Source organism: Streptomyces sp. NPDC024632, from assembly GCF_055559175.1.
In genome coordinates this window covers 395,388-417,704 of sequence record NZ_JBVHLD010000007.1, presented here as the reverse complement: position 1 = coordinate 417,704, position 22,317 = coordinate 395,388, and the positions used below count along the sequence as shown (strand labels likewise).

Here is a 22,317-nt window from a genome sequence, read left to right as displayed (position 1 = left end):
TGAGCAAGTGCCAACGGCCCGGTTGCGGCGGGACCTTGGAGGACATGGGCGGCGGCGAGCTGTACTGCGACACCTGCGGCCTCGCGCCGCTGCCGGTGGCCGCGCAGGGCGGCGCGGGCCCGGTGGGCGCGGCGGGCTCGGTGCCCGGCGCGCGCGGCGCGGACTCGGGCCGCTCCGGCCGTTCGGTGTCCTCGCAGACCTCGTCGCACTCCTCCTCGCGGTCCTCCAAGTCGTCCTCCCGCGCCTCGCGCCGTTCGGTCTCCGGGCGGCTGTCGCGGTCGCTGAGCGGCACCGCCACCGGCCGTTCGGTGTCGGTGCGCAGCAGCCGCAGTTCCAGCAGCGGCTCCACCCGCGGCAAGCTCGGCGCGGGCCTGGTGTCGGTGCCGACCGTGCCGCGGCCGGACCCGGCCGCCGCGGTGCTGGAGAACCCCGAGGTGCCCGAGCGCAAGCGCTTTTGCAGCAAGGGCGACTGCGGCGCGCCCGTCGGCCGCAGCCGCGGCGACCGCCCCGGCCGTACCGAGGGCTACTGCAGCAAGTGCGGCCACCCGTACTCGTTCTCGCCCAAGCTGCGGCCCGGCGACATCGTGCACGGCCAGTACGACGTGGTGGGCTGCCTGGCGCACGGCGGGCTCGGCTGGATCTACCTGGCGGTGGACCGGGCGGTGTCCGACCGCTGGGTGGTGCTCAAGGGCCTGCTCGACACCGGGGACGAGGACGCGCTGGCCGCGGCCGTCTCCGAGCGGCGCTTCCTCGCCGAGATCGAGCACCCCAACATCGTCCGGATCTACAACTTCGTCGAGCACCTCGACCAGCGCACCGGCACCCTCGACGGGTACATCGTGATGGCGTACGTCGGCGGCAAGTCGATGAAGGAGATCGCCAACGAGCGGCGTACGCCGGACGGCAGGCGCGAGCCGCTGCCGGTCGCGCAGGCCATCGCGTACGCCATCGAGGCGCTGGACGCGCTGGGGCACCTGCACAGCCGCAATCTGCTCTACTGCGACTTCAAGGTCGACAACGCCATCCAGACCGAGGACCGCCTCGAACTCATCGACATGGGCGCCGTGCGGCGGATGGACGACACCGAGTCGGCGATATACGGCACGGTCGGCTACCAGGCGCCCGAGGTCGCCGAGGTCGGCCCCTCGGTCGCCTCCGACCTGTACACGGTGGCGCGGACGCTCGCGGTGCTGACCTTCGACTTCCAGGGCTACACGAACGTCTTCGTGGACAGCCTGCCCGACCCGGGCAACATCGAGGTCTTCTCCCGCTACGAGTCCTTCTACCGGCTGCTGGTCCGCGCGACCGACCCGGACCCGGACAAGCGGTTCTCCTCCGCCGAGGAGATGTCCGACCAGCTCCTGGGCGTGCTGCGCGAGGTCGTCGCCCTGGAGACCGGCCGCCCGCGGCCCGCGCTGTCCACCCTCTTCGGCCCCGAACTGCGCGTGGTGGACACCGAGTTGGTACGGCCGGTGACCGGTGACACCTCGACGCTCGGCGCCGACCGCGCGCTGGAGAAGGCGTCGCGGCGCCGCGACCGGGTCGGCGGCAACGGGTCGGCGCCCGCGCTGCCCGCCGGAAGCATCCCGGCCCAGCCCGCGGGGCTGCCCGCGGTGCCCGGCCCCGGCGCGTACAGCCCGACCGTGATCGGCGCCCCGCTGCCCAACTGGGGCCCGCCGCCCGCCACCAGCCCCACCGTGTCGCGGCTGAACGCGGGCGCGGCCGTACTGGCCCTGCCCGTACCGCATGTCGACCCCGCCGACCCCAACGCGGGCTTCCTGGCCGGGCTTTCGGCCGCGGCCCCGGCCGAGCTGGTGGCGGCGCTGCACTCCGCGCCGCAGGACTCGGTGGAGAAGCGGCTGCGGGAGCTGCGGGCGCGGCTGGAGATGGCCGACCTCGACGGCGCCCAGCAGGTGATGGCGACGCTCGCCGACGCCGAGGACGACGCCATCGACTGGCGGGTGGTGTGGCACCGCGGCCTGGCGGCGCTGTGCACGGGCGACCACGAGACGGCGGCGCTGAGCTTCGACGCGGTCTACGACGCGTTCCCCGGTGAGCCCGCGCCGAAGCTGGCGCTGGGCATCTGCGCCGAGGTGCTGGGGCAGTTGGACAACGCGGCCGAGTACTACCGGCTGGTGTGGACGACCGACCAGAGCTATGTGAGCGCGGCCTTCGGTCTCGGCCGGGTGCTGCTGGCCTCCGGCGACCGGCAGGGCGCGGTACGCGTCCTGGAGTCGGTGCCCGAGTCGTCGATCCACTTCACCGCCGCGCGGGTGGCGGCGATCAGGGCCCGGCTGCGGGACAGATCGCCGCAGGAGCCGCTGCTGGCCGACCTCCAGGCGGCCGGGCTCCAGGTGGAGGAGCTGCAACGGCAGGGCCTGGACTCCGACCGGCGCGAGCAGCTCGCCACCGAGGTGCTGGGCAGCGCGCTGGACTGGGTGCTGGCGGGCCGTGTCGGGGACCTCCCGGCGGGCGCTCCGGGCGTACCGTCAACAGCCGGACCGCACAAGGCCGTTCTGGGCTCCGCCCTGAACGAGCGGGACCTGCGGTTCGGCCTGGAGCGCTCGTACCGGGTGCTGGCCAGGCTCGCCCAGCAGGGCAGTACGAGGATCGAACTGGTGGAACGCGCCAACCGCTTCCGCCCCCGGACGTGGGTGTAAACGAGATGCCGCCAATGCCCGAGTCGCCGCCTTCCACGACGACGCTGTGCCCCTCCTGTGCGGAGCCGCTGGACGCGGAGGACCGCTTCTGCGAACACTGCGGCGCGGACCTCAGCCTCAGCGCCTCCGGCGCGGACCCGTCAACGGCGGGGTCCGCCGCCTCGCCTTCCGGCGCGGAAGCGCCCGGCGCCGCGGGCGGTCCGGCGGGAGCCGCGCCCTCGCCCGCCGGCCTCGCGGGCACGGACGGCGACCGCCTCGGCTCCACGGCCGCCGCTGCCGGGCCCCCCGGTGAAGGGCCCGGCGCCGCTGGCGCTACGGCGGGCGCGAGCGCCGGACACCCGGCTGCCGGAACGGCGAGTACCCGATCGGCAGGCGCCGCGCCTTCCGCTGCTGCCGGAACGGCGGGTACCCGATCGGCAGGCGGCGCACCCTCGGCTGCCGGAGCGGCGGGCACGGGCGGCGACCCGCACGGCGGCGCGCGCCCGCAGGCCGCAGGCGCCGGCCAGGACGGCCGGCTCGGCGGCGGGCACGGCGGCACCGGGCAACCCGGCGGCGGAGCCGAAGGCGAAGGCCCCGCGACCGACGCGTTCCTGCTCGCTCCCCCGCAGGCCGCGGCGCAGCCGGGCGGCGGCGGCGACACGCTCGCGCTCGGGGTGCCGCTGGCCGGTGCGAAGGTGTCGGATCCGCGCGAGGAGGAACCGGCGGAGGAGAACGGCACGGTGTGCGTGGCGTGCGGCCTCGGCGGGGTCGACGCGGACGGGTACTGCGAGCACTGCGGGCACGCCCAGCCGCGCAAACGGGACCACCAGGAGCAGGAGTTGGAGGGCGTGGCCGCGGTGAGCGACCGCGGGCTGCGGCACCACCGCAACGAGGACGCCTTCGCCCTGTCCACGACCTCGCTGCCGGACGGCACCCCGGCGGTCGCCGCGGTGGTCTGCGACGGCGTGTCCACCGCGTACCGCCCGGACGACGCGTCGGCCGCCGCGTCGGTGGCGGGCAACGAGTCGCTGCTGGCCTCGCTGGAGCGCGGCGCCCCCGCCGAGGAGGCCATGCGCGGCGCGCTGATGGCGGCCTTCGACGCGGTGAGCGCGCTCGCCGAGGAGGAGACCCAGGACGGCGTCCCGCACCACAACGCACCGGCCTGCACCTGCGTCAGCGCCGTCGTCACCGGCCCGGTCTTCACCGTCGGCTGGATCGGCGACAGCCGCGCGTACTGGATCCCCGACGACCGCGACCGCCCGTCGGCCCGGCTCACCGAGGACGACTCGTGGGCGGCCAGGATGGTCTCCGCCGGTCTGATGACCGAGGCGGAGGCGTACGCGGACGACCGGGCGCACGCGATCACCGGCTGGCTCGGCGCGGACGCCGTCGAGGTCGACCCGCATGTGGCGGCCTTCCAGCCGGAGAGCCCCGGTGTCATCGTGGTGTGCACCGACGGGCTGTGGAACTACGCGGAGTCGGCCGCCGAGATGGCCGAGGTCGTACCGCCGGACGCCAGGACCCGCCCGCTGCACAGCGCGCGGACGCTGGTCGGGGTGGCGCTGGACGGCGGCGGCCACGACAACGTAACGGTCGCGGTGCTGCCGTTCCCGGCCGCCGTGTCGCGGGCAGGATTCCCACCCGCCCAGGTCACGGAGGGCCTGGGCGGGGCTGTGAACGGGCTTTAAGGAGCGCAGTACCGATGGCCAAATTCTCGAAGTCGAACGTGCCGCAGTTCTCGGTCGACATCTATCAGAACGAGTTCCTTCCCGAGGGCGGCCGCGAGGTCAACGCCATCGTCACCGTGACGTCGACCGGCGGCGGCACCTCGGGCGGGCAGCCGCTGCCGGGTCCGGCGTCCGTCGCCGGGGGCGCGGCGCCCAGCGCGGGCGTGGTCATCATGGTCGACTGCTCGGGCTCGATGGAGTATCCGCCGACGAAGATGCGCAACGCCCGTGACGCCACGGCCGTCGCGATCGACACCATCCGCGACGGCGTCGCCTTCGCGGTGGTCGGCGGCACCCACCAGGCGCGCGAGGTCTACCCGGCCAACGGCACGCTGGCGGTGGCCGATCCGACCACCCGTGCGCAGGCCAAGCAGGCGCTGCGCAAGCTGACGGCGGGCGGCGGCACCGCGATCGGCACCTGGCTGCGGCTGGCCGACCGGCTGCTGGCCAGCACCGACGTGGCCATACGGCACGGCATCCTGCTCACCGACGGCCGCAACGAGCACGAGAAGCCGGAGGACCTTCAGGCCACCCTCGACGCGTGCACGGGCCGTTTCACCTGTGACGCGCGCGGTGTGGGCACCGACTGGGAGGTCAAGGAGCTGACCGGGATCGCCTCGGCGATGCTCGGCTCGGTCGACATCGTCGCCGATCCGGCCGGACTCGCCGCGGACTTCCAGGCGATGATGGAGAACGCGATGGGCAAGGAGGTCGCGGACGTCAGCCTGCGGCTGTGGACCCCGCAGGGCTCCGAGATCGCGTTCGTGAAGCAGGTCGCGCCGACCGTGGAGGACCTGAGCGCGCGGCGCACCGAGGCCGGTCCGCGCGCGGGCGACTACCCGACCGGGTCGTGGGGCGACGAGTCCCGCGACTACCACGTGTGCGTGCGGGTGCCGGTGGCCGGAGTCGGCCAGGAGATGCTGGCGGCGCGGCTGTCGCTGGTGCTGCCGCAGCCGGACGGCACCGTCGAGGTGCTGTCGCAGGGCCTGGTCCGCGCGGTGTGGACGGACGACATGGCCGCCTCCACCCGGATCAACCCGCAGGTCGCCCACTACACCGGGCAGGCGGAGCTGGCGCAGGTCATCCAGCAGGGTCTGGAGGCCCGCAAGTCCGGTGACATGGACGGCGCGACGGCAAAGCTGGGCCGCGCGGTGCAGCTCGCGAGCGCGTCGGGCAACGAGGACACCGCGAAGCTGCTGTCGAAGGTCGTGGACGTGGTCGACGCGGCGAGCGGTACGGTGCGGCTGAAGGCCAGGGTCGCCGACGCGGACGAGATGACCCTGGAGACCCGGTCGACGAAGACCGTGCGTGTGAAGAAGTGACCCGTGCGGTCGCGACATGTGACGACGTAACGTGTGAGGACGTAACCGTCAGCAGCTCGCACGGATTGTGACCCCGCCCCCGGCGGGCGGAGGGGGAGCCAGCACCATGCCGACTTGTCCGAACGGCCATCAGTCCGGGACCGACGACTGGTGCGAGGTCTGCGGGATGCGGATCGCCGTGCCGTCGTCCTCGTACGGGACCCGGCCGCCGTCCTCGTCGGCGTCCGCGTCCGCGTCGGCGTCCAGTTCGCCGGTGTCGACCTCGCCGGGGGCCTCGTCGCGCGGCTACGAGCCGGACGGGCCGGCGGCGCCGGAGGTGTGCCCGCAGTGCGGGACGCCGCGGGAGGGGATGGCGCTGTTCTGCGAGGAGTGCCGTTTCAACTTCCAGACGCACACCTCCACCACCTTCGTCGCGCCGCCCGCCCCGCCCGTTCCGCCGCCGACGGCGTCCGGTTTCCCGCCGTATCCGGACTACGGCTCGCAGCGGTCCCGCCCCTCGCAGGTGAACCGGCCGGCGGAGCCGCTGCCGTCGCAGTCGGTGACGTCGGGTTCCGGGGACTTCCTGCTGGACCCGCCGTCCTCGCAGGTGAAGGCGGTGGGGACGGGTCCGGCTCCGGTGGCGGAGCCGGAGGTCTCCGCCGAGCAGCCGCCCGCCGCGCGGCCGACGCCCACAGAGGCGTCGGCGGCTCCGCCCGCGTCCGCCACGCGCCGCCCGATCGAGGGCGGCGGCCCCGAGCACGCGCCGTCCTCGCCGGCGCCGCCCCCGTTCCAGAACCCGTATCTGTCCGGTGAGCAGTCCGGGCCCTCGGTCTCCCCCGGGTCCGGCCACGAGCCGCCCGCGGCGTCCGCCGGTACGGCGTGGGTCGCGGTGATCGGCGCGGACCGGGAGTACTTCACCGCGATGATGGCCCGCAGCGGCCCGGACGCGGAGGGCCTGTACTTCCCCGCGTTCTCGCCGGAGATCCAACTGCCCCTGATCGGCAACCAGATCACCATCGGACGGCGCCGCCAGAGCACCGGTGAGGCCCCCGACATCGACCTGTCCCGCTCCCCCGAGGACCCGGGCGTCTCCCACCAGCACGCGGTGCTGGTCCAGCAGCCGGACGGCTCCTGGGCGGTGGTCGACCAGGACTCCACCAACGGCACCACGGTCAACCTGGGCGAGGACGCGATCCGCCCGTACACCCCGATCCCGCTCTTCGAGGGCGACCGGGTCCACGTGGGGGCGTGGACGACGATCACACTCCGCCGGGCGTGACGCGGGTGTCCGGTACGGGAGCGGCCCTGCGCCGCCTCGACCTGGGCCGGTTCGTCCGGCCGGGCTCCGAGACTGCCGACGGGAAGCCGCGGGTGGAGCCCGCGCTCGGCTATCTGGTCGAGCACGACGGCGAACTCCTGCTCTTCGACACCGGGATCGGCACCGCGGACCCCGAGACGGACGCGCACTACCGCCCGTACCGCCGTCCGCTGCCCGACGCGCTCGCCGCGGCGGGGGTGACGACCGCGGACATCGCGCTGGTGGTCAACTGCCATCTGCACTTCGACCACATCGGCGGCAATCCGCTCTTCCCCGGCACTCCGGTGCTGGTGCAGGACGCCGAGCTGGCGGTGGCGCGCGGCGGCGGCCACACGCCCGAGCATCTGGTCGGCTTCCCCGGCGCCCGCTACGAGGAGCTGACGGGTGAGGCGGAGATCCGTCCGGGGCTGTGGATTCTGCCGACGCCGGGTCACACGGTCGGTCACCAGTCGCTGGTGATCCGCAGGCCGGACGGGACGGTGATCCTGGCCGGTCAGACGCACACCTCGGCGTCCGACTTCGCCGCCGCGCAGGGCGCGGTCCTGGCCGCCGCCGGCGGTGCGGGAGCGCCGCTGCCCGAGCCCGACCCGTGGGTGGAGCGGCTGCTGGCGTACGACCCGCGGCGGATTCTGTTCGCGCATGACGCGGCGGTCTGGGAGCCGCTGTCCGGCTGAGCGCTTTCCCGGCCGCCACGGCTCACAGCGGCCAGGGGCTTCTCCGGCCGCCGCGACTCACAGCGGCCAGCGGTACGGGCCCGCCGGGTCGTCCAGCCAGGTCCACTGGCGGGGGCCGTCGACGGTGAGGCCGAAGCGGGACCTGGCCGGGTGGCCGAGGTCGCGGAAGACGACGTGCGCGGACTCGGCGAGCGCCCACAGGTCGCGGGGGCCGCTGACGCGGGTCGTGCCGTCGGCGGTGACGCGGGCGGTGGAGCCGTCGGCGGCCAGCAGCCGGGCGGTGCCGGTCCCGGGCGACCAGGTGAGGTCCAGCGGGCCCGCGACGAGGGTGAGCAGGAAGCGGAAGAGGTCGTTGCCGATGATCCGCGGCGGTGTGCGGGTGGCCCGTACCGCCTGCGCCGCGTCGTCGGCGGCGGGCGCAGGGGCCGTCGTGGAGGGGCCGCGCAGCGGGACGAAGAAGGCCGGGGTGGCCAGGAAGTGCCCTTCGGCCTCGGTGGCGCTCCGTACGGTGAGCGCGATCAGCCCGGTCCCGAGGGGCGCGAGGATCCGGGCGCCCGGCCGGCACTGGGCGAGCCAGGCCGCCGGGATCGCGGGCAGTTCGCAGGTCGCGATCACCCGGTCGTACGGGGCGCCGGCCGGGTGGCCGAGCGCGCCGTCGCCGGTGACGACGGTGACGGAGCGGGCGGCGGGTGTGCCGTACGCGGCCAGGTGCGCGCGGGCGGCGGCGGTGATCCGCTCGTCCAGGTCGATGGTGGTGACGGCGTCGGGGCCGAGCCGGTGGGCCAGCAGCGCCGCGTTGTAGCCGGTTCCGGCGCCGATCTCCAGGACGCGGTGGCCGTCCGCCACGTCGAGCGCTTCGCACATCAGGGCCATCAGCGAGGGCTGGCTGCTGGAGGAGAGCAGTTCGCCGTCCACCACGTCGGTGGCGATCGGCCGGTCGGCGTAGCTGCCCGCGAGCCAGCGCAGCCGGTGGCGCGGGTCGGGGTCGGCGGCGGTGAGCCGGTCCTGCCCGCCGCCGTGCGCCGAGCGCTGGTAGTCGGGTACGAACAGGTGGCGCGGCACCTCGGCGAAGGCGGCCCGCCAGGCCGGGTCGGTGAGGCCGCCGCCCGCGACGATGCGGCGGACCATGCGGGTGCGCAGCGCGGAGGCCGCGGCCCGGTACCGCCCGGCCGCGCCCGTACCCGTACCCGTACCCGTATCCGTACCCGCGCCCGTAGCTGTATCCGTATCCGAGGTCGTACCGTCCGCGCCCGTGTCCGTACCCTCCGTGCCCGCTTCCGCGTCTGTGTCGGCCATGCCTCCATCGTGCGCCCGCGGGCCCGGTCCTACGACTCCGGTACTCGGCCGGTCCTTCTGCGACCATGGGGGTGTGAATGAGATCCCGCGCGGCACGGTGCAGCAGCAGACGTTCTACGAGCTGGTCGGCGGCGAGGAAACCTTCCGCCGTCTGGTGCACGTCTTCTATCAGGGGGTGGCGGGCGATCCCGAACTGCGGGCGATGTACCCCGAGGAGGATCTCGGCCCGGCGGAGGACCGGCTGCGGCTCTTCCTCATGCAGTACTGGGGCGGTCCCCGCACGTACAGCGACGAGCGCGGCCACCCGCGGCTGCGGATGCGGCACGCGCCCTTCGAGGTGAACAAGGCGGCGCACGACGCGTGGCTGCGCCATATGCGGGCGGCGGTCGACGAGTTGGGCCTTGAACCCGCGCACGAACAGCAGTTGTGGGACTACCTGACGTACGCCGCCGCGTCGATGGTCAACACCCCCGGCTGAAAACGGCCCTGAGCGGAGGCGAATCGTCCGCTCAACGGTCGGTCACGATCGTATTCCGACAACCTCCGGCACCGTTCACCACGCCCTCCCCCTTTGAGACCATCCGGTCAGCGACAGGACGGGGGCTCGCCGGTGACCGGTTTCGTGCTGCTGCGCGTCCGCGCGCACCGGTTGCTGCTCGCCGCCGCGCTGCTCACGGTGGTCCTCACCACCTCCGTGCTGGCCACCTTCACCGCCTTCACCGGCGCGATCGGCGACGCGGCGCTGCGCCGCACCCTCCAGCACCAGGCCGCGGACCGGTCGACGGTCGAGGTGCAGGCATCGGTCACCGGGCCGACGCGGGACAGGCTGGATTCGGCCGTACGGCGCATCGTGCCCGACGCCTTCGACGGGCTGCCGGCCACGGTCAGGTCGAGCACCAGGTCGGGCCCGTACGGGCTGCCGTTCGCGCTGCGCCCCGCCGGGTCGCCGAAGGGCGGGGACCCGGATCTGACGCTGCTGGCCACCTTCGACCGCTCGCGCGTCACGATCACCGAGGGCGCCTGGCCGACGCCCGCGGCCAAGGGCTCCGCCGAGGTGCGGGTCGCCATGCCGGTGGTCGCGGCCCAGGCGCTCACCGTGCGCACCGGCAGCGTCATCACGCTCACCGACCGGCTCGGCGGGCCGCCGCTGCGCATCCGCGTGACCGGCCTCTACCGCCCCGCCGACCCCGCCGCGCCGTACTGGCACCTGGACCCGCTGCGCGGACGCGGCATCCACACGCTGTCGTTCACCACGTACGGGCCGATGCTCGTGGACGGCGGCACCTTCGGCTCGGGGCGGGTGGCGCCCGCCGAGATGTCCTGGCAGGGCACGGCGGACTTCGGCGGCGTGGGCGTGGGCCGGATGGACGCGCTGGAGCGCAGCGCGAAAGCGGCCGTCGCCGACCTCCATGACGCGAAGCCGACCGGCTCCGCGCAGGTGTCGAGCGAGCTGCCGACGCTGCTCGACGGGCTGCGCCGCAGCCTGCTGGTGACCCGTTCGACGCTGCTGATCGGCGCGCTCCAGCTCGTCATCCTGGCGGGCTTCGCGCTGCTGCTGGTCGCGCAGCTGCTGGCCGAGGAGCGGGCCGGGGAGACCGCGCTGCTGCGGGCCCGCGGCGGCTCCCGCTCGCGGGTGGCCCGGCTGGCGGCCGGGGAGGCGCTGCTGCTGGCGGTGCCCGCCGCGCTGATCGCGCCGCTGCTCGCCGGTCCCGTCACGCGACTCCTGGCGGGGACCGGCGCGCTGGCCCGTACCGGCGTCACGCTCGGCGGCGGCAGTGGCGGCGCGGCCTGGCTCGTGGCCGTGTGCGCGGCGCTGGCCTGCGCCTTCGCGGTGATCGTGCCCGCGGTGCGCGGCGGCGGCTCCTTCACGGCCGGGCGCGCGGCACGGTCCCGGCGGGGCGCGCTGCCGGGCGCCCTCCAGGCCGGGGCGGACGTCGGGCTGCTGGTGGTCGCCGGGGTCGCGTACTGGCAGTTGCAGCGCCGGGCGTCCGGCGGCGGCGTGCTGAGCGCCGACGGCGCGGGCGGTCTCGGCGTGGACCCGGTCCTGGTGGCCGCGCCCGCGCTGTGCCTGCTGGCGGGCACGGTGCTGGTGCTGCGGCTGCTGCCGCTGGCGGCCGGGCTCGGTGAGCGGCGGGCGGCGCGCGGTCGCGGGCTCGCGCCGGCCCTGGCGGGCTGGCAGTTCGCCCGCCGTCCGCGACGCGGCGCGAGCGCGGTGCTGCTGCTGGTACTGGCCGTGGCGATGGGGATGTTCGCGATCGGGCAGGGCGCGAGCTGGGACCGTTCGCAGCGCGACCAGGCGGACTTCACCGTCGGCTCCGACATCAGGGTCACCGGGATGACGACCCCGCCGTTCGGGCAGGCCGGGATCTACGCGAAGGTGCCGGGCATCACGGCGGTGGCCCCCGCGGCCCGCGACGAGGTGCTGCTGACCCAGCAGCGGCACGCGACGGTCCTGGCCATCGACACCGAGCAGGCGGGCAGGGCGATGCGGTTCCGCTCCGACCTCACGGCGGGGCGGCCGGTCGCGGAGCTGCTCGCGCCGCTGAGGGCGGGAGGGAAGGGCGGGGCCGCGGGGAGTGGCGGGGATTCGGGCCGGGCCGCCGGGAACGCAGGGGATTCGGGCCGGGCTGCTGGGGATTCGGGCGGGTTCGCCGTCCCCGGTGACGCGCGCCGGGTGGAGTTCACCGCCTCACTGCGGGCGGTGGACCGGCACGGCCGCCCGATGGCGTCCGCCAACGGCCCCGACCATCTGACCGCCGCGCTGACGGACGCCACGGGTGTGGTGTACGAGTTCGAGCTGGGCGATCTGCCGCCGGACGGCGCCCCGCACCGGCTCACTCTGGACCTGGCGTCCGCGGCGGGCACGGCGGGCGGCGGCCCGGCGGGACCGCTGCGGCTGACCCGGATCGACACCGTCTTCTCGCTGCCGGGCGTGAAAGAGACGCACCGACTGACGATCTCCTCCGCGCGGGTCGTCGGGCCGGACGGCGGCGGCGAGGCGCTGAGCGCGGCGGGTACCGGTACGGCGCGGGGCGCCGCTTCGTGGGACGCGCGGGCGGACTTCGACGACCCGAGCCTGGCGGGCGATCCCGGTGCGGTGCCGCCGTCCGCCGAACCGCCCGTGCTGGGCGGCCCCGCGCTGTTCGGCCTGGAGTACGCCACCGGTTCCACGGAGGTGGTCCCGGACAGCTGGCAGGCGCCGCCGACCGCCACCGTACGCACGCGCGTCGAATCGCTCGTGCCGCCCGAACTCCCGGCCGTCGCCACCGACTCGTACCTCAAGGCGGTCGGCGCGAAGGTCGGCGGCACCGTGCGGCTCCAGCTCAACGGTGTGGACATCGTCGCCCGCGTCACGGCCGCCGTCCGCGCGATCCCCGGCACGGCGGACCGGAGCGCCGCCGCCGCGGACGGTGCGCAGGACGCGCAGAGCCGTGAGGACCTGGACGCGGGCGCCCTGCTGCTCGATCTCCGGTCCGTCAACCGGCTGTTGGAGTCGCAGGACGCGCGTTCCATGGAGCCCACCGAGTGGTGGCTGGCCACCGGGCCCGGCACGACCGCGCGGGTCGCCGCCGCGTTGCGCGCCCGAACCGACGTCGACGTGGTGCTCGTACGGGACGAGACCGCGGCGGATCTGCGGGCCGATCCGCTGGGCGCGGGACCGCAGTCGGCGCTGCCCGCCGCGGTGATCGCCGCGGCCGTACTGGCCGCGGTCGGCTTCGCGGTCAGCGCGGTCGGCGCGATCAGGGAGCGCAACGGCGAATTCGCGGTGCTGCGTGCCCTGGGCACCCCGCGCCGCCAGTTGGCCCGGATGATCGCCGCGGAACAGGGGACGCTCGTGCTGATCTCGCTCGTCGTGGGCGTGGTGCTGGGCGCGCTGCTGACCCGGCTGATCACCCCGCTGGTCGTGCTCACTTCGCAGGCCGCCCGGCCCGTCCCCGATCTGCTGGTCGAGATGCCCGCGGGGCCGCTGGCCGAACTGCTGGGCGTCGTCCTGATCGCGCCGCTGGTCGTCGTCCTCGCCACCGCGGTGCGCCGCGGCGATCCGGCGGCGGCGCTGCGGCGGCAGGGGGAGGACTGAGATGCCGGACGACAACTCGCGTGAGGGCGGGGGCACTTCGGAGGGCGCGTCGGGGGGTTCTTCGGAGCGGGCCTCGGGGCGGCGGGCTTCGGACCGGGCCTCAGGGCCGGCTTCGGGGCGGACTTCTGCCGGCACGCCGGTGCCCGGTGCTGACGGTGGCGCGCGCGTGGACACCTCCTGGGTACGGGTCAGGCTGCGGTCCGCGCCCGCCGCCGCGCTCGCGACGGCCGTCCTGGTCCTGGTCACCGCCTTCCTCGCCGCGGCGCTCCCCCGCGCGGTCGACCGCTACGAGGACACCGCGCTGCGGCAGGCCGTCCGGGACGCGGCGCCGCTCGACCGCGGTGTCAGCCTGACCGGCCCCTACAGGCCCGAGTTCACGACGACCGAGCTGCTGGACCCCACCGCCGTCGACCATGTGGAGACGGTCTTCCAGCGGATGGCGAAGCCGCCGCTGCGGCTGCGGAAGGACCGGTCCGTCATCGGGGTGCGCGCCTCGGAGGCGCCGGTGCCCGACCAGGGGCTGCCCCGTACCTCCGAACTCTTCCCGGCCGCCAGCCTGGTGGCGCAGGCGGGACTGGCCGGGCACGGGCGCCTGGTCGCCGGGCGGCTGCCGGCTCCCGCGCCGGACGGGGGCGTTCCGGCGCCGCTGTCGGTCGAGGCCGCCGTCACCGTACGGACCGCCGAGGTCATGCATCTGACGGTTGATCAGACCGTGCACCTGCACGGCCGCACCCCGACCGCGCTGACCGTCCGGATCTCGGGCATCGTCGCACCCCGTGACCCCGCCGACGACTTCTGGACCGAGAACAGCGACCTGCTGACCCCGCAGCTGTCCGCGCCGCCGACCCCGCCGGGCAGCGAGCCCAAGACGTACTGGCACTTCTCGCTGCTCGTCGACCGTACGGCCGCGCGCTCGATGCCGCTGCTGGGCACGCTGGTGACCCGGTACTGGCACCACCCGCTGGCCACCGACGGCCTGGCCGCGCACGATGTGCCCGCGCTGCAAAGGCAGTTGGCGTCCTTCAACGCGGGGCCCGACTCGGTGGCCCTGCAACAGGCCACCGACCCCGACATCCGGCTCACCGGCGGCCTCGGCACCGTGCTGGACGGCTACTCCGACGACCGGCGGGCGGTGTCGCCGCTGGTGCTGATCGCGGCGGTCGGCGTCGGCACGACGGCGTTCGCGGTGCTGCTGATGGCGGGCGGCCTCGCCGCCGAGCGGCGGCGCGGTGAGATCGCGTTGCTGCGCTCACGCGGCGCCGCCCTGCGCGGCGTCTTCCGGCGGCTGCTCGGCGAGACGACGGCCGCCGCCGTGCCGGGCGGCGCCCTGGGCGTCGCCCTGGCGCTGCTGGCGCTGCCGACCTCGCGCTACGGCACGTCGCTGCTGCTGGGCGCGGCGGTCACCGCGGTCGCCGCGCTGGCGCTGCCGGTCCGGGCCGTGGCGGCGGCCCGGCGGCCACGCGCGGCGGGCCGCGAGGACGTCACCGCTGCCCGGCCGTCGCGCCGCAGACTGGTCGCGGAACTGACCGTCACCGTCCTGGTCGTGGGCGCCGTACTGACCCTGCGGCGGCGCGGGACCGACAGCGGCGGCGACCCGTATCTGGCGGCGGCCCCCGTGCTGGTCGCCGTCGCGGCGGCGCTGGTGCTGCTGCGCCTGTATCCGCTGCCGCTAAGGCTGTTGGCGCGCCCCGCGGCCCGGCTGCCCGGCGCGGTCACCCATCTGGGCCTGGCCCGCGCGGGCCGCTCCCCCGCCACCAGCCAACTGCCGCTGCTGGCGCTGCTGGTGGCCCTGACCGTGGCGTCCTTCGGCGGCTCGGTGCTGGCCGGTATCGACCACGGCAGGGACCGGGCGGCGAGCGTCCTGGTCGGCGCGGACGCGCGGGTCGACTCCCGCTTCGGGCTCCCCCGCCAACTGCCCGACGAGGTACGGAAGAAGGTGCCCGGCGTCGGCCGGGTCGTCACCGCCCGCGTCGAGCCGAACAGCCCGACCGCGCCCTTCGGCCTGTCCTACTCGCTGGTGATCGTCGACCCGGCCGCGTACGCGCGGCTGACCCACGACATCGGGCTGCCCGCCTTCCCCGCGCAGGCGTTCGGCCACGATCCGGGGCGGGGGACGCTGCCCGCCGTGCTCAGCCCCGGTCTTGCCTCGCTGCTCGGCGACGGAACGGCCCGGGTGGACGCGGCCGTCGGCGCCGTCACCGTCAGGACCGCGGCCGTCCTGACCAGCACCCCGGCCGCGCCCGGCGCCGAGTTCGTGATCGTCTCCGCGGCGCAACTGGCCGCCAGACACCCGGACCTGGCCGCGTACAGCCAGTACAGCGGTCCTACGGTGCTGCTGGCGATGAACGCGCCGGGCAGTCACATCGACGGCGGGGCGCTGCGCGCGGTCGTCAAGGAGCCCGCGTCCTTCGTGACGGTGCTGACGCGCGGCGAACAGCGGTCCCGGCTGGGCGACTTCCCCTTGCAGCGCGGCGCGCGCTCGATCTATCTGGCGGCGGTCGCGGCGGGTGCCGCCTTCAGCGCGCTGGCCCTGCTGCTGTCGCTGCTCCAGGCCGCGCCGCAACGGGCCACGCTGCTGGCCAGGTTGCGCACCATGGGCATGACGCGGCGGCAGTCGCGGCGGCTGGTCCTGCTGGAGATGCTGCCGCAGACGCTGCTCGCCGCCGTCGGCGGTGTCCTGGTGGGCCTGGCGGTGGTCCCGCTGCTCGGACCGGGCGTCGATCTGCGGGCGCTCACCTTCGGCGGCGGCGAACGGGGCGTGGAACCGGCCGACTTCGGGCTCGGCCTGCGGGCCGATCCGTGGTCCCTTGCCCTGCCGTCGGCGGGGCTGCTGATACTGGCCTGTGCGGTGCTGCTGATCCAGGTGTGGGTGAGCGGACGGCGGCGGGAGAGCGCGGAGTTGAGAGTGGGGGACCGGGTATGACGGGCGAAGCGGGCGGCGAGGTGCGCGGAGCGGTGCCGGGTCCGGTGACGGGACCTGACCGCGCTCCCGTCAGCAGTCTCGCGGATCTGGAGCGGGCGGTCGCCGAGCGGCGGGAGCGGCCCGCGTACGGCAAGGACGCGCTGATCAGTTGTGACCGGCTGGTGCGCATCTTCACCGCGGACGGGGTGGAGGTGCAGGCTCTCCAGGGGCTCGATCTGCTCGTCGGGAAGGGCGAGTTGATGGCCCTGGTCGGCGCGTCGGGCAGCGGGAAGTCCACGCTGCTCAACATCCTGGCCGGGCTCGACGTGCCGACCGCGGGCGCCGCGTCCGTCGGCGGCTACGACCTGCTGGCGATGGACGCCGCGTCGCGGCTGCGGTACCGCAGGGAGGTGGTGGGGTTCGTCTGGCAGCAGACCGGCCGCAATCTGCTGCCGTACCTTACGGCCGCGCAGAACGTCGTCCTGCCGATGCAGCTGGCCGGCCGCAGCGGCGGGCTGCGCACGAAGCGGCAGCGCACCGCGCGGGCCACCGAACTGCTCGGCATGCTCGGCGTCGGCTACTGCCACGACCGGCACCCCGGCCAGATGTCCGGCGGCGAGCAGCAGCGCGCCGCCATCGCCGTCGCCCTGGCCAACAGCCCGTCCGTCGTCCTCGCCGACGAACCCACCGGCGAACTCGACTCCGCCACCGCCGAGCAGGTCTTCGCCTCTTTCCGCACCGCCAACGAGGAGTTGGGCACCACGGTCGTCGTCGTCACCCACGACCACGCCGTCGCCAACGCCGTCCGCCGCACCGTCGCCATACGCGACGGCCGCACCGCCTCCGAGGTCGTCCGCCACACCGAGGTCGACGAACACGGCCAGGAGTCCGTCGTGGCCCGCGAATACGCCACCGTCGACCGCGCCGGCCGCCTCCAACTCCCCCGCGACTACACCGACTCCCTCTCCATCCGCTCCCGCGTCCTCCTCGAACTCGAACCCGACCACATCTCCCTCTGGCCCGACCCCTCCCAACCCCCTCAGCGGACGGAGGAGTCCCAGGACGGCTGACGGTCACCCACGCCCGCACCCGCGACGACGAGCACCCTGGGGCCGAACGCGGCACGGCAGCCGCGGACTGCGGGAGGGTGCACGGGGGGGCACCCGCAGGGGTGGAAGCACCTGCACGGGTGGGCGGGTGGGAAAAAAGAGGGTCAGGCCCTAGGCCGGGGTGACGGTCAGACCGGAGGCCGGCGCGGCAGCGCGTACGGCCACGGAACCGAGCGCGGTGCGCAGCCGCAGCCAGGGCCCGGCGGACAGAAGCACGGCGTCCTCGGCTCCCCGCAGAAACCCGAGGGCATGGGCGGCGTGCACCGCCCGCAAGGGCAAGCCGGTACCGGGAAGCGGCCGAGCCCACAACTCCTCGGCGAGCGCGTCGAGTCCGGCCCGCGTACGCCCGGCCTCGCCCAACTCCTCCGTACGCGTACGGAATTCCCCGATCACACGGGCGGCAGCCGCCCGCACGGCGTCACCGTCGACCTCGGTGACCCGCAGCCAGCCGCCGCGCGGCGGCAGCAGCCCGGCCCAGGAGGGGCCGGTGACGGACCCGGGCAGCACCAACTCGCCCCCCTCCGGAGGAGGCACGGCGTCGAGGAGCTGCCCGGCCGACACGGTCGCGTCGACCGACGCCCCGACCCCGTCCTCGGCCAGCGCCGCGGTGCGGACCGCGAGGACGCCCCCGAAGGGCGGGTGGCCGAAGACCCCGAGGGCGGCCTCCCCTTCGGCGGACCTGAGCCGTACGACCGCCGCCTTGTCCCAGCGGATCAACCGGCCGAGGAAGGCGGCCAGATCGGCCGCCTCCCCCGCTCGCGCCAGCGTCAGCGTCGACCGCGCGGGAGCGGTCATACGGTGACGGCCCCGTCCAGATACCGCTGGAGGAACAGCTTCTCCTCCGCGGTGATCCGCCGCGGCCGTCCGGCGGCGAGGTTGTACGGGACGACGACCGTGGAGGCCCGCACGTACACCGTCTCGCCGTCCTTGACCTCGTAGTGGACGGTCAGCGACGCCGCGCTGATGTCCGAGACCCACGTCTCGACGGTGACCGGCTCGTGCCGGTGCACCAGCGGACGCAGGTAGTCGATCTCGTGGCGGGCCACGACGGACCCGCCGGTGAACGACACGCTTCCCTCGCCCGGCGCCAGCCGGAACATGAAGTCGATCCGCGCCTCTTCCAGATACCGCAGGAAGACCACGTTGTTGACGTGCCCGAAGGCGTCCATGTCCGCCCAGCGCAGCGGGCAGAGGAAGATGTGCCGTGCCATCACAGATACCGTGCCCTCAGCCGCGGGTCAGCTTTTTGTACGTGGCGCGGTGCGGCCGGGCCGCGTCGGCGCCGAGCCGCTCCACCTTGTTCTTCTCGTACGACTCGAAGTTGCCCTCGAACCAGTACCAGCGGCTCTCGCCCTCGTACGCGAGGATGTGCGTCGCCACCCGGTCGAGGAACCACCGGTCGTGGGAGATCACGACGGCCGCGCCGGGGAACTCCAGCAGGGCGTTCTCCAGCGACGACAGGGTCTCGACGTCGAGGTCGTTGGTGGGCTCGTCGAGGAGCAGCAGATTGCCGCCCTCCTTGAGGGTGAGCGCCAGGTTGAGGCGGTTGCGCTCACCGCCGGAGAGCACGCCCGCGGGCTTCTGCTGGTCCGGGCCCTTGAAGCCGAAGGCCGAGACGTAGGCGCGGGACGGCATTTCGACCTGGCCGACGTTGATGTAGTCCAGCTCGTCGGAGACGACGGCCCACAGCGTCTTCTTGGGGTCGATGTTGGCGCGGCTCTGGTCGACGTAGGAGATCTTGACCGTCTCGCCGACCTTGATGGAGCCGGAGTCCGGGGTCTCCAGGCCCTGGATCATCTTGAACAGCGTGGTCTTGCCCGCGCCGTTCGGGCCGATGACGCCGACGATGCCGTTGCGCGGGAGCGTGAACGACAGGTCGTCGATGAGCACCTTGTCGCCGAACGCCTTGGAGAGGTTGTTGACCTCGACCACGATGGAGCCCAGGCGCGGGCCCGGCGGGATCTGGATCTCCTCGAAGTCCAGCTTCCGCACCTTGTCGGCCTCGGCGGCCATTTCCTCGTAACGGGCCAGGCGGGCCTTGGACTTCACCTGACGGCCCTTGGCGTTGGAGCGGACCCACTCCAGCTCTTCCTTGAGGCGCTTGGCGCGCTTGGCGTCCTTCTGCCCCTCGACCTTCAGGCGGGCCGCCTTCTTCTCCAGGTACGTGGAGTAGTTGCCCTCGTAGGGGTGCGCCCGGCCGCGGTCCAGCTCCAGGATCCACTGGGCCACGTTGTCCAGGAAGTACCGGTCGTGGGTGACGGCGACGACGGTGCCGGCGTACTGCGCCAGGTGCTGCTCCAGCCAGTTCACCGACTCGGCGTCCAGGTGGTTGGTGGGCTCGTCGAGGAGCAGCAGGTCGGGCGCTTCGAGCAGCAGCTTGCAGAGCGCGACGCGGCGCTTCTCGCCGCCGGAGAGCGTGGTGACCTGCCAGTCGCCGGGCGGGCAGCCCAGGGCGTCCATGGCCTGTTCGAGCTGCGCGTCCAGGTCCCAGCCGTTGGCGTGGTCGAGCTGCTCCTGGAGCTTGCCCATCTCGTCCAGCAGCGCGTCGGAGTAGTCGGTCGCCATCAGCTCGGCGATCTCGTTGAACCGCGTGAGCTTCGCCATGGTGTCGGCGGCGCCGTCCTGCACGTTCTCCAGCACGGTCTTGGACTCGTCGAGCTGCGGCTCCTGGAGCAGCATCCCCACCGAGAAGCCGGGCGACAGGAACGCGTCACCGTTCGACGGCTGCTCCAGGCCCGCCATGATCTTCAGGACGGTCGACTTACCGGCGCCGTTCGGCCCGACGACGCCGATCTTCGCTCCCGGCAGGAAGCTCAGCGTCACGTCGTCGAGGATCACCTTGTCGCCGTGGGCCTTGCGGGCCTTGCGCATGGTGTAAATGAACTCAGCCAAGAGAAACCGTCCGGCAATCGAGTAGGGCCACAGTGCGGCACCGCCGCGTGAGGGCAGATACACCCCATCTTGCCAGTCGTCCACCCCACGGGGCGAATGGGTACCTCACCGCCCCCTCCCCCGCCCCTGACCTGCGGCCCGTCCCGCGACCCTCCGTGACCGCCTGTCATTCTCGGTCACCCCCCCGGTCACCCTCGCACGGCCCACAGACGGCCCCCCGGCCCGGCACCTCGCCCGCCTACACTGCTGCCTGATGAGGTCGCCCGCACGGTAAAGGACGGGACCCGGGGTGCGGAAAGGGCCGTCTGCCTCATCACTTCTGCGCGAGGTTCTACCAAGTTCCCGGGGTCGGTTCGACGGGTTCGCTTATAGCTCTGACAGCCACGCGGCCTGAGCTTCGATTGCCCCATCGTTGCGGGCGCGTTGAGGCAGGGTCGTGCGTCATGGCGATCTCGTTCCGGCACGTGACCGTGACGGGCACCCCGCCGTCGGCCAGCTCCTTCACGAGCGGATAGATCCTTTTCCCGGCAGATGCGCCTGCGACAGATAGGCAGCGGCCCGGCGCAGAACCTCGTTCTCCTGCTCCAGCAACTTGATGCGCCGACGCGCTTCCCGCAGGTCCGTATTGTCCTGGCCGGTCGTTCCGGGCTTGGAGCCATCGTCGATGTCCGCCCGGCGCATCCACTTCCCAAGCGTCATCGCGTGGACTCCGAAGTCCGCGGCCACCTGCTCCACCGTCACGCCCGGGCCACGGTATCTCGCGACCCGCACAACATCCACGCGGAACTCTTCCGGATAAGGCGTGGGCACAGCAACATCCTTCCCACCCGCCCCACAGGGCAAGCCAGATCAGACGTCACCCGATCGTGCAGCAGACCCGTCAGCCCGGACGGTACGGAGAAGAGCAAGAGCTTCCCCGACCGGCAGAAGCGCGCGGCTGAAGCCTGGTTGACCAACCTGGAAGCCGACATGAGTCGGGGCCAGTACTTCGACCCCCGTACGTCTCGGACGACCTTCCGGGAGTACACGGAACGCTGGCTCGCCGCGCTGACGACCGACCTCACCAGCCGGGCCGCCCTTGAGGGGCGTCTGCGCCTCCACGCCATGCCGTACCTAGGCAGCCGTCCGATCGGCTCGTTCCAGCCGGAGCACGTGCGCGAGTGGCTTCGTGAGCTTGAGGACCCCGTGACGGCCTCGTCGTATTGGCGGCTGATCTTCGATGCGGTGTCCTCCGTGCTCAACGCGGCGGTAGACGACCGGCTGTTGCCGTCGAATCCCTGTCGTGCCCGGTCGGTGAAAGCGCCTCGTCCGGCTCCGACCCGAGTGCACCCGTGGTTGGCGGAGCAGGTGTTCGCAGTCCGTGAGGGCCTGCCGGATCGCTACCAGGCGACGGCAGATGTCGGCGGAGGCTGCGGTCTCCGGCAGGGTGAGATCTTCGGCCTTGCCGTCGACAACATCGGGGATCTTGGGTGGCTGTACGTGCGACAGCAGGTCAAGAAGCTCCGGGGCGGCCTCGTGTTCGCGCCCCCGAAGCGGGGCAAGATCCGTGACGTTCCGCTCGATCCCGAGGTGTCTGCTGCGCTGACCGAGCACATCAAGCGCTTCCCGCCGGTCGACGTGACCTTGCCCTGGCTGACGCCGACCGGACCCAAGGTGACGCATCGACTGATCTTCACCAGCGGTGCGGGTTCGGCGGTCTGGAGCAATGCCTTCAACGATCAGGCGTGGAAGTCCGCACTGGCCTCGCACCGGGATCATCCCGGTGCGAGGAGAAGGGGAAGCGTTACGAGGCTGCCAGAGAGCACGGCATGCACGCGCTGAGGCACTTCTACGCCTCGGTGCTCCTCGACGCCGGAGAGAACGTCAAGGCGCCGAACCTATACCTCGGGCACAGCGACCCGGGGTTCACGTTGCGGGTGTACACGCACCTGATGCCGAGTAGCGAGACCCGGACCGGGAGCGCCATCAGCGCCATGTACCGGGCCGCTGGTCACGCCCATGACGGCCCAGAGACGGCCCACGCCGCCTGAGACGGCCCCTCATCAACGGGAAACCGCTGGTGGGGGGCTACTTCGTGCCCGGCTGGGATGAGAAACACCACATCTTGCCGTACGTCCACCCATCCGTGCGAACGGGTCCCTCCCCCGCCCCCGCCCGGCGGCCGCCCGGCGCTTGGCCTCCCGGTGGGTCAGCACGACGCCGCCCAGCATCAGCACGCTGACGAAGAAGGTTCTGACCACGTGTACGTCGTGTACGTCTCGCGTGCCTGCTGAGCGCCGGCGGAAGCCGATCTTCGCGCGAGCGTCGCGGTAGGCGGCGCGGACCGGACGGGGGCGGGTGTGCGAACGGGTCCTGCCGCACCCTCCGGTGCGGCAGGACCC

16 protein-coding genes are annotated in these 22,317 nt (G+C 73.7%); 11 read left to right on the top strand and 5 right to left on the bottom strand.

The window, feature by feature from the left end:
• Nucleotides 1-44: 44 nt before the first annotated feature.
• From ACZ37P_RS17705 to ACZ37P_RS17685, 5 genes are all read left to right on the top strand, one after another.
• Nucleotides 45-2,660 carry a serine/threonine-protein kinase gene (locus ACZ37P_RS17705; protein ID WP_355337159.1) on the top strand — a complete coding sequence of 872 codons (2,616 nt, stop codon included), beginning with the start codon at nucleotides 45-47 and terminating at the stop codon, nucleotides 2,658-2,660.
• A gap of 14 nt (nucleotides 2,661-2,674) precedes the next feature.
• Nucleotides 2,675-4,327 carry a PP2C family serine/threonine-protein phosphatase gene (locus ACZ37P_RS17700; RefSeq protein ID WP_467347210.1) on the top strand — a complete coding sequence of 551 codons (1,653 nt, stop codon included), beginning with the start codon at nucleotides 2,675-2,677 and terminating at the stop codon, nucleotides 4,325-4,327.
• 14 nt (nucleotides 4,328-4,341) lie between these two features.
• Nucleotides 4,342-5,688, top strand: coding sequence for a vWA domain-containing protein (locus ACZ37P_RS17695; protein WP_467347209.1), 1,347 nt, complete (start codon nucleotides 4,342-4,344; stop codon nucleotides 5,686-5,688).
• 106 nt (nucleotides 5,689-5,794) lie between these two features.
• Complete coding sequence (locus tag ACZ37P_RS17690) at nucleotides 5,795-6,946, top strand: FHA domain-containing protein (protein ID WP_467347207.1); 1,152 nt, start codon at nucleotides 5,795-5,797, stop codon at nucleotides 6,944-6,946.
• Nucleotides 6,916-7,659, top strand: coding sequence for an N-acyl homoserine lactonase family protein (locus ACZ37P_RS17685; protein ID WP_467347206.1), 744 nt, complete (start codon nucleotides 6,916-6,918; stop codon nucleotides 7,657-7,659). Before ACZ37P_RS17690 ends, ACZ37P_RS17685 begins: the two co-directional genes overlap by 31 nt.
• Before the next feature lie 57 nt (nucleotides 7,660-7,716).
• Here the strand turns inward: ACZ37P_RS17685 and ACZ37P_RS17680 are convergent, their stop codons facing one another.
• A complete protein-coding gene (locus ACZ37P_RS17680; protein WP_467347239.1) occupies nucleotides 7,717-8,787 on the bottom strand; it encodes a methyltransferase domain-containing protein in 1,071 nt (356 codons plus the stop codon).
• A 241-nt stretch (nucleotides 8,788-9,028) separates the two neighbouring features.
• Between ACZ37P_RS17680 and ACZ37P_RS17675 the strand changes: the two genes are divergently transcribed.
• From ACZ37P_RS17675 to ACZ37P_RS17660, 4 genes are all read left to right on the top strand, one after another.
• A complete protein-coding gene (locus tag ACZ37P_RS17675; RefSeq protein WP_355337149.1) occupies nucleotides 9,029-9,433 on the top strand; it encodes a globin in 405 nt (134 codons plus the stop codon).
• A 132-nt stretch (nucleotides 9,434-9,565) separates the two neighbouring features.
• Nucleotides 9,566-13,033: an ABC transporter permease gene (locus ACZ37P_RS17670; RefSeq protein WP_467347205.1), complete on the top strand. Its 3,468-nt coding sequence runs from the start codon at nucleotides 9,566-9,568 to the stop codon at nucleotides 13,031-13,033.
• 166 nt (nucleotides 13,034-13,199) lie between these two features.
• Nucleotides 13,200-15,956 carry an FtsX-like permease family protein gene (locus ACZ37P_RS17665; RefSeq protein ID WP_467347203.1) on the top strand — a complete coding sequence of 919 codons (2,757 nt, stop codon included), beginning with the start codon at nucleotides 13,200-13,202 and terminating at the stop codon, nucleotides 15,954-15,956.
• Nucleotides 15,953-17,005, top strand: a complete 1,053-nt coding sequence (locus ACZ37P_RS17660) for an ABC transporter ATP-binding protein (RefSeq protein WP_467347202.1) — start codon at nucleotides 15,953-15,955, stop codon at nucleotides 17,003-17,005. Before ACZ37P_RS17665 ends, ACZ37P_RS17660 begins: the two co-directional genes overlap by 4 nt.
• A gap of 150 nt (nucleotides 17,006-17,155) precedes the next feature.
• Here ACZ37P_RS17660 and ACZ37P_RS17655 read toward each other — a convergent pair whose 3' ends face one another.
• From ACZ37P_RS17655 to ACZ37P_RS17640, 4 genes are all read right to left on the bottom strand, one after another.
• Nucleotides 17,156-17,839 (bottom strand): DUF8010 domain-containing protein, encoded by a 684-nt coding sequence (locus ACZ37P_RS17655; RefSeq protein ID WP_467347201.1) that lies wholly within the window; start codon nucleotides 17,837-17,839, stop codon nucleotides 17,156-17,158.
• On the bottom strand, nucleotides 17,836-18,255 hold the full coding sequence (locus ACZ37P_RS17650; protein WP_355337139.1) for an acyl-CoA thioesterase: 420 nt from the start codon (nucleotides 18,253-18,255) through the stop codon (nucleotides 17,836-17,838). The genes ACZ37P_RS17655 and ACZ37P_RS17650 overlap by 4 nt, the downstream gene beginning before the upstream one ends.
• Nucleotides 18,256-18,271: 16 nt before the next feature.
• Nucleotides 18,272-19,936: an energy-dependent translational throttle protein EttA gene (ettA, locus tag ACZ37P_RS17645; protein ID WP_355337137.1), complete on the bottom strand. Its 1,665-nt coding sequence runs from the start codon at nucleotides 19,934-19,936 to the stop codon at nucleotides 18,272-18,274.
• A gap of 501 nt (nucleotides 19,937-20,437) precedes the next feature.
• Nucleotides 20,438-20,746, bottom strand: a complete 309-nt coding sequence (locus ACZ37P_RS17640) for a transposase (RefSeq protein WP_467347199.1) — start codon at nucleotides 20,744-20,746, stop codon at nucleotides 20,438-20,440.
• A 138-nt stretch (nucleotides 20,747-20,884) separates the two neighbouring features.
• Here ACZ37P_RS17640 and ACZ37P_RS17635 point away from each other — a divergent pair, with 138 nt between their 5' ends.
• Nucleotides 20,885-21,757 (top strand): tyrosine-type recombinase/integrase, encoded by an 873-nt coding sequence (locus ACZ37P_RS17635; protein WP_467347197.1) that lies wholly within the window; start codon nucleotides 20,885-20,887, stop codon nucleotides 21,755-21,757.
• Nucleotides 21,745-21,966 carry a hypothetical protein gene (locus ACZ37P_RS17630; RefSeq protein ID WP_467347195.1) on the top strand — a complete coding sequence of 74 codons (222 nt, stop codon included), beginning with the start codon at nucleotides 21,745-21,747 and terminating at the stop codon, nucleotides 21,964-21,966. Before ACZ37P_RS17635 ends, ACZ37P_RS17630 begins: the two co-directional genes overlap by 13 nt.
• Nucleotides 21,967-22,317 lie beyond the last annotated feature (351 nt).